The organism is Duganella caerulea, assembly GCF_040362985.1.
In the GTDB taxonomy this organism is placed as follows: domain Bacteria; phylum Pseudomonadota; class Gammaproteobacteria; order Burkholderiales; family Burkholderiaceae_D; genus Rugamonas; species Rugamonas vulcania.
This window is the reverse complement of sequence record NZ_BPWJ01000002.1, coordinates 743286-760314: the sequence shown is the minus strand read 5'-3', so window position 1 is coordinate 760314 and position 17029 is coordinate 743286. Positions and strand designations below refer to the sequence as shown.

The 17029-nt window shown below is 64.1% G+C and carries 15 protein-coding genes and 8 tRNA genes; 7 read left to right on the top strand and 16 right to left on the bottom strand.

Annotated elements, in window-relative coordinates; translation table 11 throughout:
* The first annotated feature begins 14 nt into the window (after positions 1–14).
* The 3 genes from ACUJB0_RS08290 to ACUJB0_RS08280 are packed head-to-tail and all read left to right on the top strand — an operon-like array spanning position 15 to position 1908.
* Positions 15–419 (top strand): cupredoxin domain-containing protein, encoded by a 405-nt coding sequence (locus ACUJB0_RS08290; RefSeq protein WP_444844799.1) that lies wholly within the window; start codon positions 15–17, stop codon positions 417–419.
* A gap of 9 nt (positions 420–428) precedes the next feature.
* A complete protein-coding gene (locus ACUJB0_RS08285) occupies positions 429–1187 on the top strand; it encodes an ABC transporter permease (RefSeq protein ID WP_444844798.1) in 759 nt (252 codons plus the stop codon).
* Positions 1177–1908: an ABC transporter ATP-binding protein gene (locus ACUJB0_RS08280; RefSeq protein ID WP_444844797.1), complete on the top strand. Its 732-nt coding sequence runs from the start codon at positions 1177–1179 to the stop codon at positions 1906–1908. The genes ACUJB0_RS08285 and ACUJB0_RS08280 overlap by 11 nt, the downstream gene beginning before the upstream one ends.
* 130 nt (positions 1909–2038) lie before the next feature.
* On the opposite strand, the gene ACUJB0_RS08275 is transcribed toward ACUJB0_RS08280, so the two are convergent.
* The 3 genes from ACUJB0_RS08275 to earP all read right to left on the bottom strand — a co-directional run bounded on the left by ACUJB0_RS08275 (position 2039) and on the right by earP (position 5701).
* Positions 2039–3658, bottom strand: a complete 1620-nt coding sequence (locus ACUJB0_RS08275) for an amidase (protein WP_444844796.1) — start codon at positions 3656–3658, stop codon at positions 2039–2041.
* A gap of 191 nt (positions 3659–3849) precedes the next feature.
* Positions 3850–4425 carry an elongation factor P gene (locus tag ACUJB0_RS08270; RefSeq protein ID WP_161084696.1) on the bottom strand — a complete coding sequence of 192 codons (576 nt, stop codon included), beginning with the start codon at positions 4423–4425 and terminating at the stop codon, positions 3850–3852.
* Between the two features lie 121 nt (positions 4426–4546).
* On the bottom strand, positions 4547–5701 hold the full coding sequence (gene earP, locus ACUJB0_RS08265; protein ID WP_444844795.1) for an elongation factor P maturation arginine rhamnosyltransferase EarP: 1155 nt from the start codon (positions 5699–5701) through the stop codon (positions 4547–4549).
* A gap of 156 nt (positions 5702–5857) precedes the next feature.
* On the opposite strand from earP, the gene ACUJB0_RS08260 reads away from it, so the two are divergent.
* The 3 genes from ACUJB0_RS08260 to ACUJB0_RS08250 all read left to right on the top strand — a co-directional run bounded on the left by ACUJB0_RS08260 (position 5858) and on the right by ACUJB0_RS08250 (position 9299).
* Positions 5858–6874 (top strand): hypothetical protein, encoded by a 1017-nt coding sequence (locus ACUJB0_RS08260; RefSeq protein ID WP_444844794.1) that lies wholly within the window; start codon positions 5858–5860, stop codon positions 6872–6874.
* Between the two features lie 86 nt (positions 6875–6960).
* The gene (locus ACUJB0_RS08255; protein ID WP_444844793.1) at positions 6961–7257 is read left to right on the top strand and encodes a hypothetical protein; all 297 of its coding nucleotides are present in this window, start codon (positions 6961–6963) and stop codon (positions 7255–7257) included.
* Positions 7258–7268: 11 nt separating this feature from the next.
* Positions 7269–9299 carry a S8 family serine peptidase gene (locus tag ACUJB0_RS08250; RefSeq protein WP_444844792.1) on the top strand — a complete coding sequence of 677 codons (2031 nt, stop codon included), beginning with the start codon at positions 7269–7271 and terminating at the stop codon, positions 9297–9299.
* 55 nt (positions 9300–9354) lie between these two features.
* Here the strand turns inward: ACUJB0_RS08250 and ACUJB0_RS08245 are convergent.
* From ACUJB0_RS08245 to apbC, 13 genes are all read right to left on the bottom strand, one after another.
* Positions 9355–9430 (bottom strand) — tRNA-Glu (locus ACUJB0_RS08245).
* Positions 9431–9481: 51 nt separating this feature from the next.
* Positions 9482–9557 (bottom strand) — tRNA-Glu (locus ACUJB0_RS08240).
* 151 nt (positions 9558–9708) lie between these two features.
* Positions 9709–9784: transfer RNA gene (locus ACUJB0_RS08235), tRNA-Glu, on the bottom strand.
* A 22-nt stretch (positions 9785–9806) separates the two neighbouring features.
* Positions 9807–9882 (bottom strand) — tRNA-Ala (locus ACUJB0_RS08230).
* Between the two features lie 56 nt (positions 9883–9938).
* Positions 9939–10014: transfer RNA gene (locus tag ACUJB0_RS08225), tRNA-Glu, on the bottom strand.
* Between the two features lie 41 nt (positions 10015–10055).
* Positions 10056–10131, bottom strand: a tRNA-Ala gene (locus ACUJB0_RS08220).
* A 120-nt stretch (positions 10132–10251) separates the two neighbouring features.
* A tRNA-Glu gene (locus tag ACUJB0_RS08215) sits at positions 10252–10327 on the bottom strand.
* 23 nt (positions 10328–10350) lie between these two features.
* A tRNA-Ala gene (locus ACUJB0_RS08210) sits at positions 10351–10426 on the bottom strand.
* A gap of 84 nt (positions 10427–10510) precedes the next feature.
* The gene (gltX, locus tag ACUJB0_RS08205; RefSeq protein ID WP_444844791.1) at positions 10511–11920 is read right to left on the bottom strand and encodes a glutamate--tRNA ligase; all 1410 of its coding nucleotides are present in this window, start codon (positions 11918–11920) and stop codon (positions 10511–10513) included.
* Positions 11921–12022: 102 nt separating this feature from the next.
* On the bottom strand, positions 12023–12424 hold the full coding sequence (locus ACUJB0_RS08200; RefSeq protein ID WP_444844790.1) for a VOC family protein: 402 nt from the start codon (positions 12422–12424) through the stop codon (positions 12023–12025).
* 142 nt (positions 12425–12566) lie between these two features.
* Positions 12567–13184 (bottom strand): TetR/AcrR family transcriptional regulator, encoded by a 618-nt coding sequence (locus tag ACUJB0_RS08195; protein WP_444844789.1) that lies wholly within the window; start codon positions 13182–13184, stop codon positions 12567–12569.
* Between the two features lie 58 nt (positions 13185–13242).
* The gene (locus ACUJB0_RS08190; protein WP_444844788.1) at positions 13243–13635 is read right to left on the bottom strand and encodes a DUF4399 domain-containing protein; all 393 of its coding nucleotides are present in this window, start codon (positions 13633–13635) and stop codon (positions 13243–13245) included.
* 14 nt (positions 13636–13649) lie between these two features.
* Positions 13650–14738 (bottom strand): iron-sulfur cluster carrier protein ApbC, encoded by a 1089-nt coding sequence (gene apbC, locus ACUJB0_RS08185; RefSeq protein WP_161098725.1) that lies wholly within the window; start codon positions 14736–14738, stop codon positions 13650–13652.
* Positions 14739–14860: 122 nt separating this feature from the next.
* Between apbC and metG the strand changes: the two genes are divergently transcribed.
* Positions 14861–17029 (top strand): methionine--tRNA ligase, encoded by a 2169-nt coding sequence (metG, locus tag ACUJB0_RS08180; RefSeq protein WP_444844787.1) that lies wholly within the window; start codon positions 14861–14863, stop codon positions 17027–17029.

The window sequence follows — 17029 nt, the reverse complement described above, 5'->3', positions numbered from 1 at the left end:
CACCGTGCCTGGCCATGGCAGGAGTGGCGCTGTGCGCGTGGGCCGCGCTGGCGCCCATCGCCCTGCCCTCGCGCGACGAGCTGTTTGAAATCCCCAACGGCACCTGGGCGCGCCGCATGGCCGGCGACAAGGTCGAGATCCTGCCCTCCGAAATCCACCTGACGCAGGGGGCGAACGACGTGCTCCTGCTGCGCAACAAGGACAACGTGCCGCAGATTTTCGGGCCGGTGCTGATCATGCCGGGCCAGAGTTTCCGGCTGCCGTTCGAAACCGTCTCCGTCAACGACTTCGCCTGCACCGCGCACGCCAGCGGGCAAATGCGGGTGGTGGTCGACGCCATGCCGGCCGCCGGCTGGCAGCGATTGAAATGGCGCGCGGTGCGCGCCTGGGCGCGTGCCCCGCATCTGTTCTCAACCTGATTGGACGCCATGGAAAAACTCAAGAAAATCCTGCCGCCGCTGGCGGTGCTGACCGCGCTGATCGCCCTGTGGTGGATCGTCGTGGTGCAGACCGAAAGCGTGATCTTCCCGACGCCGCTGCAGGTGGTGACAGGCACGCTGGAACTGGCCGAAGACGGCACGCTGTGGGAGCATATCGGCGCCTCGTTGTTCCGGGTCGGCACCGGCTTCGGGCTGGCGGCGCTGGTGGCGATTCCGCTGGGGCTGTGGATGGGGCGTGTGGACGGGGCCTACATCACGCTCAATCCCATCTTCCAGATCCTGCGGCCGATATCGCCGATCGCGTGGATACCGCTGGCCATCCTGTGGTTCGGCGTCGGCAACGTATCGCCGATCTTCCTGATCTTCATCGCCGCCGTGTTCCCGATGATCGTGCAGACCGCGTCCGGCGTGCACACTATCGAGCGGCGCTACCTGCGGGCGGCCGAGAACTTCGGCGTGTCGAAGACCACCTTGTTCCGGCAGGTGATCATCCCGGCGGTGCTGCCGGAGATTATCGTCGGCATGCGCATCGCGCTGGGCGTGGCGTGGCTGGTGGTGGTGGCGGCCGAGATGATCGCGCTGCGTTCCGGCCTGGGCTACCTGATCATGGACTCGCGCAACGCCGGCAACCGCTATGACCTGGTCATCGCCGGCATGATCATCATCGGCGTCATCGGCCTGATACTGGACGCGGTGATGCGCAAACTCGAAGGCCTCAAATCGGTAAGGTGGCGCTATGGACGCTAAGATCGTCGTCAAGGAAATCAAGAAGAACTTCAAGGAGCTGCCGGTGGTGGGCGGCGTATCGCTCGATGTGAAGGACGGGGAGTTCGTCGCCATCGTCGGGCCATCGGGCTGCGGCAAATCGACGCTGATGAAGATCATCGCCGGCTTCGAGCAGCCCAGCGAGGGCGAGGTGCGAATCGACGGCACGGTGCGGCGCGGCCCCAATCCCAAGGGCATCGCGATCTCGCAGCATGGCTCGGTGTTCCCGTGGCTGACGGTGCAGCAGAACCTGATGTTCGGCCTGACCGGCAACGGCCACGGCGACAAATCGGCGCTGGCCGATCACTACGCGGAGATGGTGGGGCTGAAGGGCTTCGAGAACAGCTATCCTCACGAGCTGTCGGGCGGGATGCTGAAGCGGGTGGAGCTGGCGCGGGCGTTCGTCGTCAAGCCGGAGATCCTGTACATGGACGAGCCCTTCTCCGCGCTGGACGCGTTGATGAACCTGAAGATGCGCACCGAACTGCTGCGCATCCTGGCCGAAGAGCGCCACACGGTCATCCTGATCACGCACGATGTGGAAGAAGCGCTGTTCATGGCCGACCGCATCCTGGTGCTGTCGCCGAGGCCGACACGGATCCAGGCAACGTTCGAAGTACCGCATCCCCATCCGCGCAAGCTGTCCCATCCCGAGTTCCAGGAAATGAAAGAACAAATCTTGCGCGAACTAGGCGTCACCTGACCAAACAAAATTGGGGTCAAGTCTGACATTCGGACACGAGCTCTGCCGTAGGCGCGCGCCTACGGCAGAGCTCGTGTCCGAATGCCAGACTTGACCCCACCGCTGTTTTGGTTGAGCTCGTGTCCGAATGTCAGACTTGACCCCAGGCTTTTCCAATGTTGACGCTGGCTGGGAATTGGGGGGCGCGGCGGTGCAGTGTGGCTTGCTCGTACGAGTAGGCCATGCGGATCAGCATCGCTTCGCTGTAGGCGGCGCCGACGAACGAGAGGCCGACCGGCAGCCCATGCACGTACCCGGCCGGCACGGTGATGTGCGGGTAGCCCGCCACCGCCGCCGGCGACGAGAAGCTGCCGCCGAAATGGTCGCCATTGATGAAGTCGGTCAGCCACGCCGGGCCGCCGGTTGGCGCCACTAGCGCGTCGAGACGGTGCTCGCGCATGACCTGGTCGATGCCTTCGGCGCGCGAATAACGTTGGTTGTTGGCCAGGGCGTCGCGGTAGGCCGGCGTGTCGAGGTCGCCCTTGGCCTGCGCCCGTTCCAGGTATTCCTGGCCGAAGTACGGCAGCTCTTGCTGGTGGTGCTTCTGGTTGAAGGCGATGACGTCGGCCATATTGGCCACCGGCGCGTGCGGCGCGTATTCCTTCAGGTAGGCCGCCAGGTCGGCCTTGAATTCGTACAGCAGCACTTCGGTCTCGCTGTCGCCGTACTTGCTGATGTTGGGCACTTCGGTGTCGACCAGGATCGCGCCCTGCGCCTTCAAGTCCAGCAGCGCTTTCTCGATCACCGCGTCCAGCTCGTCGTTACTGCCGAAGAAGTTGCGCGCCACGCCGATGCGCTTGCCTTGCAGGCCGCCCTTCTCCAGCGCGGCGCGGTAGTCGCCCGCTTTGCCCGCGCCCTCCCGCGTGACCGGATCGCTGGCGTCAACGCCGGTCATCGCGGCCAGCATCAGCGCGGCGTCGGCGACGCTGCGCGCCATCGGGCCGGCGGTGTCCTGCGAGTGCGCGATCGGGATGATGCCGCTGCGGCTGACCAGCCCCAGCGTCGGCTTGATGCCGACCACGCCGCAGATCGAGGCCGGCGAGACGATCGAGCCGTCGGTCTCGGTGCCGACCGCCAGCGTGGCCAGCCCGGCCGCGATCGCCGCGCCCGAGCCGGAACTGGAGCCGCTGCAGTTGCGGTCCAGCGAGTACGGATTCAAGGTCAAGCCGCCGCGCCCGCTCCAGCCGCTGACCGAATGCGTCGAGCGCATATTGGCCCATTCGCTCAGGTTGGTCTTGCCGATGATGACGGCGCCGGCCGCGCGCAGCTGGGCGGCCACGTGCGCGTCGCGCGCGGCGCGCACGCCGTTCAGCGCCAGCGAGCCGGCGGTGGTGCTCATGCGGTCGCCGGTGGCGATGTTGTCTTTGAGGAGGACGGGGATGCCGTGCAGCGGACCCCGCACGCGCTTGAGGTTGCGCTCGCGGTCCATCTCCAGCGCGATCTTCAGCGCTTCGGGATTGATTTCAATGATGGCGTTGAGGCGGGGGCCGGACTTGTCGATGGTCTTGATGCGGGCCAGGTATTGCGAGGTCAGCGAGTGCGAGGTCAGCTTGCCGGCCTCCATCATCTGCTGCTGCTCCCACACGCCCGCGTCGAGGATGCCGCCGGGACCGAGCTTGGATGCGGCGGCGGCCGGCGCCGCCAGTATCCGGTTGCTGCCAGCCATGGCGCCCGCCGCGACGCCGATTCCAACGAATTCCCTGCGATCCATGCCATCCCCGCGAGTAGTTTGAACTGATCACCAATGCGCACTATTTATTGCGTTGCATAAATATATCAGCGTGTTGCCACCTACACCACAAAAATTATTACAAATCAGAAAATAATTACCAATTTCCAATAAAAAAGCACGCCGGCATGTATTTCACATGCTGGGCGTGCTTTTTTAGCACTTAAAACCGATTAGTTACGAACGATACGCTTGTATTCGTTGGTACGGGTGTCGATTTCGATGACGTCGTCCTGGCTCACGAACAGTGGCACTTGCACGGTGTGGCGCTTGGATTCGATGGCGTTTTCGATCTTGGCTTCTTTCAGGACGTTGCCCGAAGTGTTGCCTTTGACGGCTGGTTCCGAGTACACCACTTGACGTGCGATGGTGGTTGGCAGTTCAACCGAGATCGCTTTGCCATCGTAGAACACGGCTTCGCATTCCATGCCGTCTTTCAGGTAGTTCAGCGCGTCGCCCAGGTTTTCTTCTTCGATTTCGTACTGTTCGTAGTCGGCGTCCATGAAGACGTACAGTGGGTCAGCGAAGTACGAGTAGGTCACTGGCTTCTTGTCCAGAACGACCACGTCGAACTTGTCGTCGCCGCGGAAGACGTTTTCCATCGGGGTGTTGGTCAGAAGATTCTTCATCTTCCACTTGTAGGTGAAGCCCGTGCGGCTCGAACCGTTGACGTCGGAGCGCAGAACGATCATAGGCTTGCTGTCAACCATGATGATGTTGCCAACACGAATTTCTTTTGCAGGTTTCATAGAGAGTGTACGTAAAAAGTAGGTTGCGTAAAAATCATCTGTCGCCAGGCGAAACGCCCAAAGCTCACGGTTGATCAGGTAGAGATTAACCCGGCATTATACTTTGTTTTTCCCGCACCGCCTATCTCAGCGTGGCAGCGAAGGCTATCAAATTGGCGGCCAGATCGCCGTTGCTGAGCATTTGCGTTTGCCACACATCCGCGCGCGCGACCATGGCCGGCATCTCGCACGCAAAGGCTTGCCACAGCGACGTCCAGTCGCTGCCCTCGCCCGCCGTCGGCGCGCCGTTCCAGCGCAGCGAGAACTCGTCAAGCGCATCGAGCCCGGCGGCGTAGCGCTGCAGGAAGGCACGCAGTTTTTTGTGATGCAGGTTCTCGTCCTGCGGGTAGATGTGCCAGACGAAAGGCTTGCCCGCCCACTGCGCACGCACGAAGGAATCCTCGCCGCGCACGAAGTTCAGGTCGCAGGCCCACAGCAACTTGTCGTAGTCCGGCTGCGGCACGAAGGGCAGCACGCGCAGCGTCAGCGCGCCTTGCGTGGCGCTGGCGCCGGCCGTGGCGTCGGCGCCAAGGAAGGCTTGCACCGCCTCGGCCGCCACACCTTCCGGCACCAGGCAGGTGATCGCTTGATCGCCAGCGCGCCACACATCCAGCAGCGCCGACACCGGCGCGTGTGGGTAGCAGAACAGCGAGACCTTGGTGGCCGCCATCTCGTCCGGCGTGACGCCGAAGCGCGCCAGGAACTGCGCCATCTCCGCCGGCGAGGACTGGAAGCTGCGACGCTCCGCATCAAGCTCCGCCTCGCGCAGCAGGCCACCGGTCTTGTCCGTGAAGCCGGGGAAGAAGAAGTGCTTGGTCAGCGGCAGGCGCGGATGCGGCGACGTCAGGCGATGACAGCCTTCGACCCACTCCTCCGCCGTCAAGCCCTCCAGGTTGAACCACACCGGACGCGGCTCGCACTGTGCCATCGCCTCAATGTAGCCGGGCGGGATGTCGACGGCGAAAAATTCGATGACGATGTCGGCCACGTCGGCCGGCGTGTAGGCGCCGTCCTGGCTGGCCCAATGGCTCACGGTGACGCCGTCCAGCTGCTGGCTGGCGGCGCCGGTATCGACCTCAGGACAGATGCGGCGGAAGCTGGCCAGGTCGTCGACCCACAGCGTGACGGCCAGGCCGTGCTCGCGCCGCAGCTGGCGTGCCAGGCGCCAGCAGATGCCGATGTCGCCGTAGTTGTCGACTACATGGCAGAACAGGTCGAGGCGGCGGAATGTCGTCATGGCGGATCGAGAAAAAAGAGAGGCTGGATGATACCTGATTAACGCCCGGCGGCCACCAAGAATACCAAAACTTTCATCCCGCGCCCCCGGTCCAACCCCTTCCAGCGCCGGCTCTCAGGCCGCGCTGGCCGACAGCAACCACAACAAGGAGATACCATGAACGAGTACCAACAATACTATGCACAACAACTAGCACCGCAACAGTTCGGCGGCTTGGCGCCCCAAGGCTTCTTTGGCAGTCTGATCGGCGCGCCGCTGGGTGGCCTGATCGGCCGCGGCATCGGCGGCCTGTTCGGCAACTCGCACCTGGGCAGCCAGATCGGCCAGGCGGCCGGCGGCATCGGCGGCTCCTTCCTGCCGCTGGGTGTGGACCCTGTGACCGCAGCCTACGCACAACAAGCACAACAACAGCAACTGCAACAGCTGCAACAAGCACAGCTCGCACCGCAGGGCTGGTTCGGCAATATCATCAAGAGCGTGGCCCAGCCGCTGGGCGGCGCCATCGGCGGCGCGTTCGGTAACGCCGGCCTGGGCAACACCATCGGCGGCATCGCCGGCCAGCTGGGCGGCATGCTGCCGTTCGCGGCCGATCCGGTGACGCAGGCCTATGCGCAGCAGGCGCAGCAACAGCAACTGCAACAGCTACAACAACTGCAACAGCTGCAACAGCTGCAGGCGCAAGGCCTGGCGCCGCAAGGCTGGTTCGGCAACATCGTCAAGAGCGTGGCCCAGCCACTGGGCGGCATGATCGGTGGCGCCTTCGGCCACTCGGGCATCGGCAACACCATCGGCGGCATCGCCGGCCAGCTGGGCGGCATGCTGCCGTTCGCGGCTGACCCGGTGACGCAGGCCTATGCGCAGCAAGCGGCGCAGCAACAACAACTACAACAACTGCAACAGCTGCAAGGCCTGGCGCCACAAGGCTGGTTCGGCAACATCATCAAGAGCGTGGCCCAGCCGCTGGGTGGCGCCATCGGCGGCGCGTTCGGTAATTCCGGCCTGGGCAACACCATCGGCGGCATCGCAGGCCAACTGGGCGGCATGCTGCCGTTCGGCGCCGATCCGCTGACGCAGGCTTATGCGCAGCAGCAGGCGCAACTGGCCCAGCTGACGCAACAGGCGCAGCTGGCCAACGCCGCCAACTCGCTGTACGGCGGCCAGACCTTGCATTGATCCACCGCTGCGGCGCCGACCGCGCCGCAGCCCTGCCCTCCGTCGGCGGCGGCCACGGAGGGCGCTGCTCTTTTAAGGAGATCCCCATGACAGAAGCGCAAGCCGCGTCGGCCAACAAGGCCCGGTATCTGATCCATGCCGCCGACAGCGCGCCGCTGGCCGACTTCCTGGCGCTGGCCGACGTCGATCCCGAGATCGACGTGGTCGACGTCATCGGTCCGCGCGACCAGCCGCACACGGCGGTCGTTGAAATCAGTCCCGACAAAGCACGCCTGCTGGAGCTGCATTTCCGCAGCGCCGGCAAGCCCTCCCAACAACTAACGATAGAACCGGACCAGCCGCTGTCGCTGTTCGACAGCACGCCGTCCGATCCGATGATGTGAAAGGAAAGTCCATGCCCAGACCAACCAACGACGGCGCCTCGTCGTCGCCGGACCCGACCCTCTCCGGCGGCGACAGCGGTCCCGCCTCCACTGAAAACGCGGGCCGCTCCACGCGCGGCGCGTCCGGCTCCTCCAGCTCCACCGGCGGCGAAACGCGCTCGGCGGCCGACACCGCCGATCCCGGCCGTCGCCCGTCCGACAGCCGTGGCCGCAACGTGGCCGCGCGCAAGAAGCAGTACGTGATCGCGCCGCGCCAGCCCGACGGCCTGCAAGCCATGAGCTTCCAGCCGCTGCAGTTCTCCGCGCTGGAGCAGGCGCTCCGCAGCAGCAACGATATCGAGGTGGTCGACACGGTCGGCCCCAAATCCGTGCTCGGCGCGCTGGCCGACGGCATGGGCGGCTCGCAGGGCGTGCTGGTGGCGCGCATGACGGAGCAGAAAGCCGCCGTGCTGCACCAGCAAGGCCAGGGCCGGCTGCTGGTCGAGCATGACCAGCACCTGAACCTGATGGACCCGGCGCTGCGCCAGCCGGCCATGGTGACCGGCGTGATGCCGGCCGGCGGTGGCCCGGTGCTCAACGCCGTCATCAGCGTGACGGGCAAGGACGGCGCGCCGCAGGCCGAGGCCGAGGTGTCGCTGTTCGGCAGCCTGCTGCCGGCCAGCGGCGTGACCGACGCCAACGGTCAGGTCACGCTGTCGCTGTACGGCGAAACGCCGGAATCAGTGCGCGGCCTGTACGTCAAGCCCAAGGCCGACTACTGGAGCTTCTACCAGCGCGATCCCGACATCAGCACCGACGAGCCCAACGTGGTGGTGCTGCGCGCGCTGTCGGACTGGCCGTCGCTGGCCGGCTTCCCGCGCCAGCGCGCCTACGGCTGGGGCCAGAAGGCGATGCGGCTCGATCAGCTGCCCGGCAATTATCGCGGCCAGGGCATCAAGATCGCCATCATCGATTCGGGCGCGGCCACCACGCACGCCAATCTCACCGGCATCAAGGCCGGCTTCGACGTGCTCAACAAGAAGACCAATCCCGAGGGCTGGGACCAGGACACGCTGGGCCACGGCTCGCACTGCGCCGGCGTGATCGCGGCGGCCGACATCGCCTCGGGCATACGCGGCTTCGCGCCGGACGCCGAGGTCCACGCCTGCAAGCTGTTCCCCGGCGGCCAGATCAGCCAGCTGATCGACGCGCTGGAGTATTGCATCGACAAGCAGATCGACGTGGTCAACCTGAGCCTGGGCGGAGCCGAGGTGTCGGAGGCGCTGGAGCAGCAGATCGTGCGCGCCAAGCGGGCCGGCATCGCCTGCATCGTCGCGGCCGGCAATTCAAGCGGCGCGGTGCAGTATCCGGCCTCGTCGCCCAACGTGCTGGCGGTGGCCGCCGTGGGCAAGCTCGACGAGTTCCCGGCCGACAGCTACCACGCGCAGACGCTGGACCAGAACGTCGACGCCTACGGTTATTTCACGGCCAAGTTCAGCTGCTTCGGGCCGCAGGTGGCGGTGTGCGCGCCGGGCGTGGCGATCACATCCTGCGTGCCGCCGAATAATTTCGCGGCCTGGGACGGCACCTCGATGGCGACTCCGCACGTGACCGGGCTGGCCGCGCTGACGCTGGCGCATCATCCGGACTTCCAGACGCCGCAGTACAAGGCGCGCGGGGCCGAGCGGGTCGAGCGGCTGTTCCAGCTGATCCGCGCCAGCGCGCACCGCGTCAGCCTGGGCGACCAGGGCCGCATTGGTTTCGGCTTGCCGGATGTGCTGGTGGCGGTGGGCTTGCAGAACGCCGCGAACCAGCAGCCCGCGCAGGCCGTGGCGCCGCAGCAGGCCGGCGCGATGGCGATGCCCTCGCCGCAGCTGGGCGCCAACCTGGGCGGCGCGATCGGCGGCAACATCGGCGGCTTGATGGGCGGCGGCGCGGTCTACGACCCGCTGGGATTGGATGTGGCGCGCGCGGCGCAGATCGCGGCGTACGGCACGCAATGGCCGCAGCTGCACGTGGGCCGCTTCCCGCTGCCGCACCCGTACAACCCCATCATGTGGTAGGTCCGGAAATGCAAAAAGCCGCGCGAGGCGGCTTTTTGCATGTGTACTGCTTGACTGGCGTCCCCAGGGGGATTCGAACCCCCGTACTCACCGTGAAAGGGTGATGTCCTAGGCCTCTAGACGATGGGGACAGAAATCTGTCCGAGCGCGTATCAACTGCGCTGACCTTATTGGAAAAATCCTGGCGTCCCCAGGGGGATTCGAACCCCCGTACTCACCGTGAAAGGGTGATGTCCTAGGCCTCTAGACGATGGGGACTTTTCCAAGGCGCGAATCATAGCAGTCAAATTCGCGCTTGGCAATAGCAAACCCTTGTTTTTACAGGAAAAACCCGAAACATGGTCGGGCTTGCAACAAGCTGTTAAAGGCCGCAAAAACAAAAAAGCCGCTCAAGGCGGCTTTGCTGTGCTGGCGTCCCCAGGGGGATTCGAACCCCCGTACTCACCGTGAAAGGGTGATGTCCTAGGCCTCTAGACGATGGGGACATGTCGATGCTTCCTGCGCTAATGGTGGAGGTAAGCGGGATCGAACCGCTGACCTCTTGCATGCCATGCAAGCGCTCTCCCAGCTGAGCTATACCCCCCGGGCGCAGAAAGTCTTCTGTCGTACTGCATTTGCTACTCATCAGCCTGGCAAAGCTGGCGTCCCCAGGGGGATTCGAACCCCCGTACTCACCGTGAAAGGGTGATGTCCTAGGCCTCTAGACGATGGGGACCTTGGAACTACGGCATTACTATCGTTATCACTTCCGCGCAGTGGTGGAGGTAAGCGGGATCGAACCGCTGACCTCTTGCATGCCATGCAAGCGCTCTCCCAGCTGAGCTATACCCCCCGGGCGCAGAAATAATAAAAGCCGCTTGCGCGACTTTTGTTCTCACTACTTGTATCTATCCAGCGTAAGCCAAACATCAAACAATCAGTACAAACAACGTCAACTACAACATCTACAACTTGGCGTCCCCAGGGGGATTCGAACCCCCGTACTCACCGTGAAAGGGTGATGTCCTAGGCCTCTAGACGATGGGGACTGCGAACAACCAATTCTGCAACGTGGTGGAGGTAAGCGGGATCGAACCGCTGACCTCTTGCATGCCATGCAAGCGCTCTCCCAGCTGAGCTATACCCCCGTTTGCTGCAGAAACAAGAGTATAGCAAAGAAGCTGCGCTATGCAAATACCCTTTTGCAACTTTGCTCAGGATTCAATTCAGAATCACAGAAATTTCGCCAGGCGCGCAACAATGGCCTCGCGGCCGAAGATCTGCAACACCGCATCGATGGCCGGCGTTTGCAGTTGGCCGGTGACGATCAGGCGCAGCGGCATGGCCATCTGCGGCATCTTCAGGCCGTTAGCGGCCAACACTTCCTTGATCATCGCGGCCAGCGCTTCCTTGGTCCACTCCACCGTGGCGCAACGCTCGGCGAACTGCGCCAGCGCCGGCTTGACGGCGTCGGTCAGGTGCTGCGTCATCAGCGCCGCGTCCGGCTGCGGCGCGCGGTAGAACAGCATGGCGGCATCGGCCAGTTCGTTGACGGTGTTGACGCGCTCCTTCATCAGCGCCAGCACGGCCGGCAGCGCGGGCGCGCCGTCGAACACTGCGCCGGCCGCCAGCATGCGCGGCTGCGCCAGCGCGGCCAGGCGTTCGTTGTCGGCCTGCTTGATGTAGTGGTTGTTGAGCCAGTTCAGTTTTTCAATGTTGAACTGCGCGGCCGAGTTGGACAGGTGGGTGCCGTCGAACCAGCTGCACACCTGCTCCATCGAGAACACCTCGTCGTCGCCGTGGCTCCAGCCCAGGCGCGCCAGGTAGTTCAGGATCGCTTCCGGCAGATAGCCTTGCGCCGGATAGTCCATGACGTTGACCGCGTCCTTACGCTTGGACATTTTCTGGCCGTCGGCGCCCAGGATCATCGGCAGGTGGCCGTACAGCGGCAGCGGCGCGCCGATCGCGCGCAGGATGTTGATCTGGCGTGGCGTGTTGTTGACGTGGTCGTCGCCGCGCAGCACGTGGCTGATCTGCATGTCCCAGTCGTCGACCGCCACGCAGAAGTTATAGGTCGGCGTGCCGTCCGGGCGCGCGATGACCAGGTCGTCCAGTTCCTTGTTGCCGATGGTGATGGTGCCCTTGACGAAATCGTCCCAGGTCACTTCGCCGTCCAGCGGATTCTTGAAACGCACGACAGGCTTGCGGCCTTCAGGAATGGCGGGCAACGTCTTGCCCGGCTCCGGACGCCAGGTGCCGTCGTAGCGCGGCTTCTCGCCTGCTTCGCGCATGCGCTCGCGCATCGCCTCGACTTCTTCCGGCGACGAGTAGCAATGGTAGGCGGTGCCCGCCTCCAGCATCTGCGCCACGACTTCGCGGTAGCGGTCCATGCGCTGCATCTGGTAGAACGGGCCTTCGTCGTGGCTCAGGCCCAGCCACTCCATGCCTTCGATGATGGCCTGCACCGCCGCCGGGGTCGAGCGCTCCAGGTCGGTGTCTTCGATACGCAGCACGAAGGTGCCGCCGAAGTGACGGGCGTAGGCCCAGGAGTACAGCGCCGTGCGGGCGCCGCCCAGGTGGAGGTAGCCGGTTGGGCTCGGAGCGAAACGGGTGCGGACTGGCTTGGCTGGTGCAGTAGTCATCGAAGTAGGAAAGCTTATGTGTAAAAGCCGCTATTTTACCCGCTCCGCGTCCACCGCGGCCACTGGCCCGCCGCCAGCAGGATTTGCCGGCGGCTCGGCCGGTCAGGCGCCGGCAGGAACTTGTTCCGCGAAGCCGGCGCGGTAGGCCTGCTCGGCATCGGAACGCGTATTGATCTCGAAGAGCAAGCCGCCCGGCGCCTCGCAGAAGAAGCGCGAGCCGCGCGCATGGTAGAAGACCTCGGTCTTCATGACGACGCCATCGTCCTTGAACCGGCTGTACAGCGCGCGGACGTCATCGATGCTCGGCAACTCGAAGCCCAGATGGAAGTTGTGCGGCCAGTTGACGTCGCGATCGCTGGCGTCTTCGATGACGATGTCGAAGCCCGCACGTTTCAGCACGGCGGTATCGCCGAAGCGCTCGGCGGTGCAACCCAGTTGGCGAACAAAAAAGTCCACGGTCGCGGTGACGTCTTTCGATGGGAAGCTGAGGTGATTGAATTTCATGGTGTTTCTCCTGTTGTGAAGACAACAGAATACGGCCCGAAAACAGCGTCATCAACTCGCTTTCCGGCGCCGGCGCGCGACACAAAAAACGCTTTGCAAACAAATGCTTGCGGCTGTTTTCAGGCGCGCACGGCGCACTTGCTCACATTTGACGCGGCGGCACGGCCAGATAACCGAACACGGCGGCGCCAATACGATAGGCCAAGTCATCGACATCGCGCTCGCCACGCTCGCCTGCGGCATCGGTCATGCCGCGTATCATCGCCGCCAGATCGTCGGCGGCCAGGTGCCTGCGCGGCTCGTCGTCGCACAGGTGGGCGGGCGCGCCGGGCTTGGCCAGCATGGCCGACAACACCTCGCGGAAGTTGGACCCATCACCCAACGCGGCACGGAATTCGGGCCGCGCCTCTTCCTGGTCCAGCAGGCGGGCAAGGTTGGGACGAGTGAGTTGCTGGCGCGCGGCCAGGTCGACCAGGCTAACGAGCGCCTCGCGACAAGTCGGCAGCGCTTGCGCGGCGACCAGCGCCTCATGGAACTTGCGCTTCTCGCGCAGCACCAGAGCCAGGGTCAAGGCATCCTTGCTGGGGAAATATTGATACAGCGAGCCGACACTGGCGCCGGCGCGGCGTGCGACCGCGTTGGTGTTGAAACCCTCGAGGCCATCAGCCTCCAGCACCAAGGCGGCGGCCTCCAGCAGCGCGTCAACGGTGTGGACGGCGCGGCGCTGGCGTGGCGCTTTGCGGATCTGTAGAGCGGACAAGGCAGGTTCTCAAGCAAAGATGCGTGCGGCCGTGGACCGCACGCAAGCACACCACGTCTTACTTGACGGTGATCTTGATGTCCTTGGCCATGCCAGGACCGTAGGACTGGTGCAGGCCGTTAGCAAACTGCATCGACAAGGTGTAGGTACCCGGCGGCAGCTTGACCTCGGTCTCGGTCTGGCCCTTGCCGAAGTGGATGTGATGTTCGTCGGCCGGCACCACCTCGCCCGCCTTGACCGGCGCGGCATTGATCAGCAGGTGATGGTGGCCGGTATTGGCCGTCATGTCGCCGGCCGGCTTGACATCCATGCCGCTGACGGCGAACTTGACCTTGAACGGGCTGGTGACGGTGGCGCCATCGGCCGGCTCGACAAACGACACCGATTGCTGGGCGTACGCACTGGCACCCAGGGTCAGGAAGGCTGCTGCGGCAATCAATTTTTTCATCATAGGGTATCTCCGGGTTAGTCGTTCTTGATGACGATGCTGGGGAACTTGCTGGTCATATCCTTGGCCTTCTCCGAGACCTGTACTGCAATCTTGCGCGCGATATCCTTGTAGATGGCGGCCACCTTGCCGTCCGGCTCGGCCACCACGGTCGGCTTGCCGGAGTCGGCCTGCTCGCGGATGGACAGCGTCAGCGGCAGCGCGCCGAGGAACTCGACATTGAAATCCTTGCACATCTTGGCCCCGCCGCCGGCGCCGAAGATTTCCTCCGCGTGGCCGCAGTTGGAGCAGATGTGGGTGCTCATGTTCTCGACGATGCCCAGGATCGGAATGCCGACCTTCTCGAACATCTTCAAGCCCTTGCGCGCGTCCAGCAGCGCGATGTCCTGCGGCGTGGTGACGATGACGGCGCCGGTGACCGGCACTTTCTGCGACAAGGTCAATTGAATATCGCCGGTACCGGGCGGCATGTCGACCACCAGGTAATCCAGGTCGCGCCAGTTGGTCTGCTCCAGCAGCTGCTGCAGCGCCTGCGTGACCATCGGGCCGCGCCACACCATCGGCTCGTCCGGATCGATCAGGAAGCCGATCGACGACACTTGCACGCCGTAATTCTCCAGCGGTTCCATGGTCTTGCCGTCCTTGGTCTCCGGCCGACCGGACACGCCCAGCATCATCGGCTGCGACGGGCCGTAGATATCGGCGTCCAGCAGGCCGACCGAGGCGCCCTCGGCGGCCAGCGCCAGCGCCAGGTTGACGGCGGTGGTCGACTTGCCGACGCCGCCCTTGCCGGAAGCCACGGCAATGATGTTCTTCACGTTGGGCATGAGCTTCAGGCCACGCTGCACGGTATGCGAAATGATCTTGCTCGACACGCCCACGCTGACATTGCCAACGCCCGGCAACGCGCGCAGGCCGGCGATGACGGCGGCGCGGATGGCGTCGAACTGGCTCTTGGCCGGGTAGCCCAGCTCGATATCGAGGGAGACATCGCCGCCCTCGACCTTCAAATTCTTCACGGCCTTGCCGGTCACATAGTCTTTCGTTGTATTTGGGTCAACGATCTTGGACAGCGCGGCTTTGACGTCTTCTACTGTGATGCTCATGTAACTCTCTCCGTAAAATGTGCCCTCATTCTAGCGCATCGCGCCGGAAAACCCCTCGAACGTGCGCAGTTGCGGCTTCCACTGTTAAAATGTTCTTTTTCCACCCACAAAGTGCATCAACCATGACCCGCAAGCTGTTCGTCACCACTGCCCTGCCCTACGCAAACGCCGCTTTCCATATTGGCCACATGATGGAGTACATCCAGGCCGACATCTGGGTCCGGTTCCAGCGAATGCAGCGCGACGGCGACTCGCAACGCGTGGTGCACTTCGTCGGCGCCGACGACACCCACGGCACGCCGATCATGATCGCGGCCGAAAAGGAAGGCATCACGCCGCAGGAATTCGTCGCCAAGATAGCCGCCGGCCGCGCCCAGTACCTGGACGGCTTCCACATCGCCTTCGACAACTGGTACTCCACCGACTCGCCGGAAAACGTCGAACTGTCGCAGGGCATCTACCGCAAGCTGCGCGATAACGGCCTGATCCAGACCAAGATCGTGCCGCGCTTCTACGACCCGGTCAAAGGCATGTTCCTGGCCGACCGCAATATCAAGGGCGAGTGCCCGACCTGCCACGCCAAGGACCAGTACGGCGACAACTGCGAAGTGTGCGGCGCCGCCTACCAGCCAACCGAGCTGATCAATCCGTTCTCGGTGTTCACCAACGCCACGCCGGTGCTGAAGGATTCGGAGCAGTACTTCTTCAAGCTGTCCGACCCGCGCTGCTACCAGTTCCTCAAGGACTGGCTGAACACGCCTGGCCGTTTGCAGCCGGAGATGGTCAACAAGGTCAGCGAATGGCTGGGCGAAGCCGGCGAAAAGCTGGCCGACTGGGACATCTCGCGCGACGCGCCCTACTTCGGCATCCCGATTCCTGACGCGCCGGGCAAGTTCTTCTACGTGTGGCTGGACGCGCCGGTCGGCTACCTGGCCAGCCTGAAGAACTACTGCGAGAAGAAAGGCATCGACTACGAGGCGCTGCTGAAGGATCCGGGCACCGAGCAGATCCACTTCATCGGCAAGGACATCGTCTCCTTCCACCTGCTGTTCTGGCCGGCGATGCTGAACTTCGCCGATCATCCGGTGATCGACAAGCTCAAGGTCAACGTGCACGGCCACCTGACCGTCAACAACGAGAAAATGTCCAAGTCGCGCGGCACCGGCATCTCGCCGCTGCGCTACCTGAACCTGGGCATGAACCCGGAATGGCTGCGCTACTACATCGCCTTCAAGCTGAACTCCAAGGTGGAAGACCTGGACTTCACCGGCGACGACTTCGTGGCCCGCGTCAACAGCGACTTGATCGGCAAGTACGTCAACATCGCCTCGCGCTGCGCCGGCTTCATCGCCAAGAAATTCGACGGCAAGCTGGCCTCGTCGCTGTCCGAAGGCGCGCAGGGCTGGATCAAGCGCGCGCTGATCACCGCTGACGGCGTCGAGCGCCAGGCCAGCATCGCCGCCAATTTCGAGGCGCGCGAGTTCGGCAAGGCGCTGCGCGAGATCATGGAAATCGCCGACATCACCAACCAGTACGTCGACGAGAACAAGCCGTGGATCCTGGCCAAGGACGACGCCAAGCTGGCCGAGCTGCACGACGTCTGCACCACCGCGCTGATCCTGTTCCGCCAGCTGACCATTTTGCTGTCGCCGGTGCTGCCGGGCGTGGCCGCCAACGTGGCCAAGTTCCTCAACGACGACCAGCTGGTGTGGGCCGATACCGACGTCGCCAGCGGCGTGGTGTCCAGCGCCATGCTGGGCCGCACCATCGGCGCCTACGCGCACCTGATGACCCGCGTTGACGCCAAGATGATCGAAGACCTGTTCGACGCGCCGGCGCAGCAAGCCGCAGCGGCCGCCGCGCCGGCAGCCGCCGCCAAGCCAGCCAAGCAAGCCGCCGCTCCAGCCGCGCCGGCGCTGCCGATGCCGGAAGGCGTGGAAGACCTGGCGCCGCAGATCAGCATCGACGACTTCGTCAAGATCGACCTGCGCGTGGCCAAGATCGTCAACTGCGAACACGTGGACGGCTCCGACAAGCTGCTGCGCCTGACGCTGGACGTGGGCGAAGGCCGCCTGCGCAACGTCTTCTCCGGCATCAAGTCCATGTACCAGCCGGAAGAGCTGGTCGGCAAGCTGACCGTGATGGTAGCCAACCTGGCGCCGCGCAAGATGAAGTTCGGCGTGTCCGAAGGCATGGTGCTGGCCGGTTCGGCCAAGGACGAGAAAGCCAATCCAGGCATCTACATCCTCAACCCGTGGCCAGGCGCCGAGCCAGGCATGCGCATCCGCTAA

Bases quoted from the DNA above. Each gene is read 5' to 3' on its own strand.
- ACUJB0_RS08255 (WP_444844793.1), top strand. From the start codon at position 6,961: ATGACAGAAGCGCAAGCCGCGTCGGCCAACAAGGCCCGGTATCTGATC.
- apbC (WP_161098725.1), bottom strand. From the start codon at position 14,738: ATGAGCATCACAGTAGAAGACGTCAAAGCCGCGCTGTCCAAGATCGTT.
- ACUJB0_RS08250 (WP_444844792.1), top strand. From the start codon at position 7,269: ATGCCCAGACCAACCAACGACGGCGCCTCGTCGTCGCCGGACCCGACC.
- metG (WP_444844787.1), top strand. From the start codon at position 14,861: ATGACCCGCAAGCTGTTCGTCACCACTGCCCTGCCCTACGCAAACGCC.
- ACUJB0_RS08290 (WP_444844799.1), top strand. From the start codon at position 15: ATGGCAGGAGTGGCGCTGTGCGCGTGGGCCGCGCTGGCGCCCATCGCC.
- ACUJB0_RS08285 (WP_444844798.1), top strand. From the start codon at position 429: ATGGAAAAACTCAAGAAAATCCTGCCGCCGCTGGCGGTGCTGACCGCG.
- ACUJB0_RS08190 (WP_444844788.1), bottom strand. From the start codon at position 13,635: ATGATGAAAAAATTGATTGCCGCAGCAGCCTTCCTGACCCTGGGTGCC.
- earP (WP_444844795.1), bottom strand. From the start codon at position 5,701: ATGACGACATTCCGCCGCCTCGACCTGTTCTGCCATGTAGTCGACAAC.
- ACUJB0_RS08270 (WP_161084696.1), bottom strand. From the start codon at position 4,425: ATGAAACCTGCAAAAGAAATTCGTGTTGGCAACATCATCATGGTTGAC.
- ACUJB0_RS08280 (WP_444844797.1), top strand. From the start codon at position 1,177: ATGGACGCTAAGATCGTCGTCAAGGAAATCAAGAAGAACTTCAAGGAG.
- ACUJB0_RS08200 (WP_444844790.1), bottom strand. From the start codon at position 12,424: ATGAAATTCAATCACCTCAGCTTCCCATCGAAAGACGTCACCGCGACC.
- ACUJB0_RS08275 (WP_444844796.1), bottom strand. From the start codon at position 3,658: ATGGATCGCAGGGAATTCGTTGGAATCGGCGTCGCGGCGGGCGCCATG.
- ACUJB0_RS08260 (WP_444844794.1), top strand. From the start codon at position 5,858: ATGAACGAGTACCAACAATACTATGCACAACAACTAGCACCGCAACAG.
- gltX (WP_444844791.1), bottom strand. From the start codon at position 11,920: ATGACTACTGCACCAGCCAAGCCAGTCCGCACCCGTTTCGCTCCGAGC.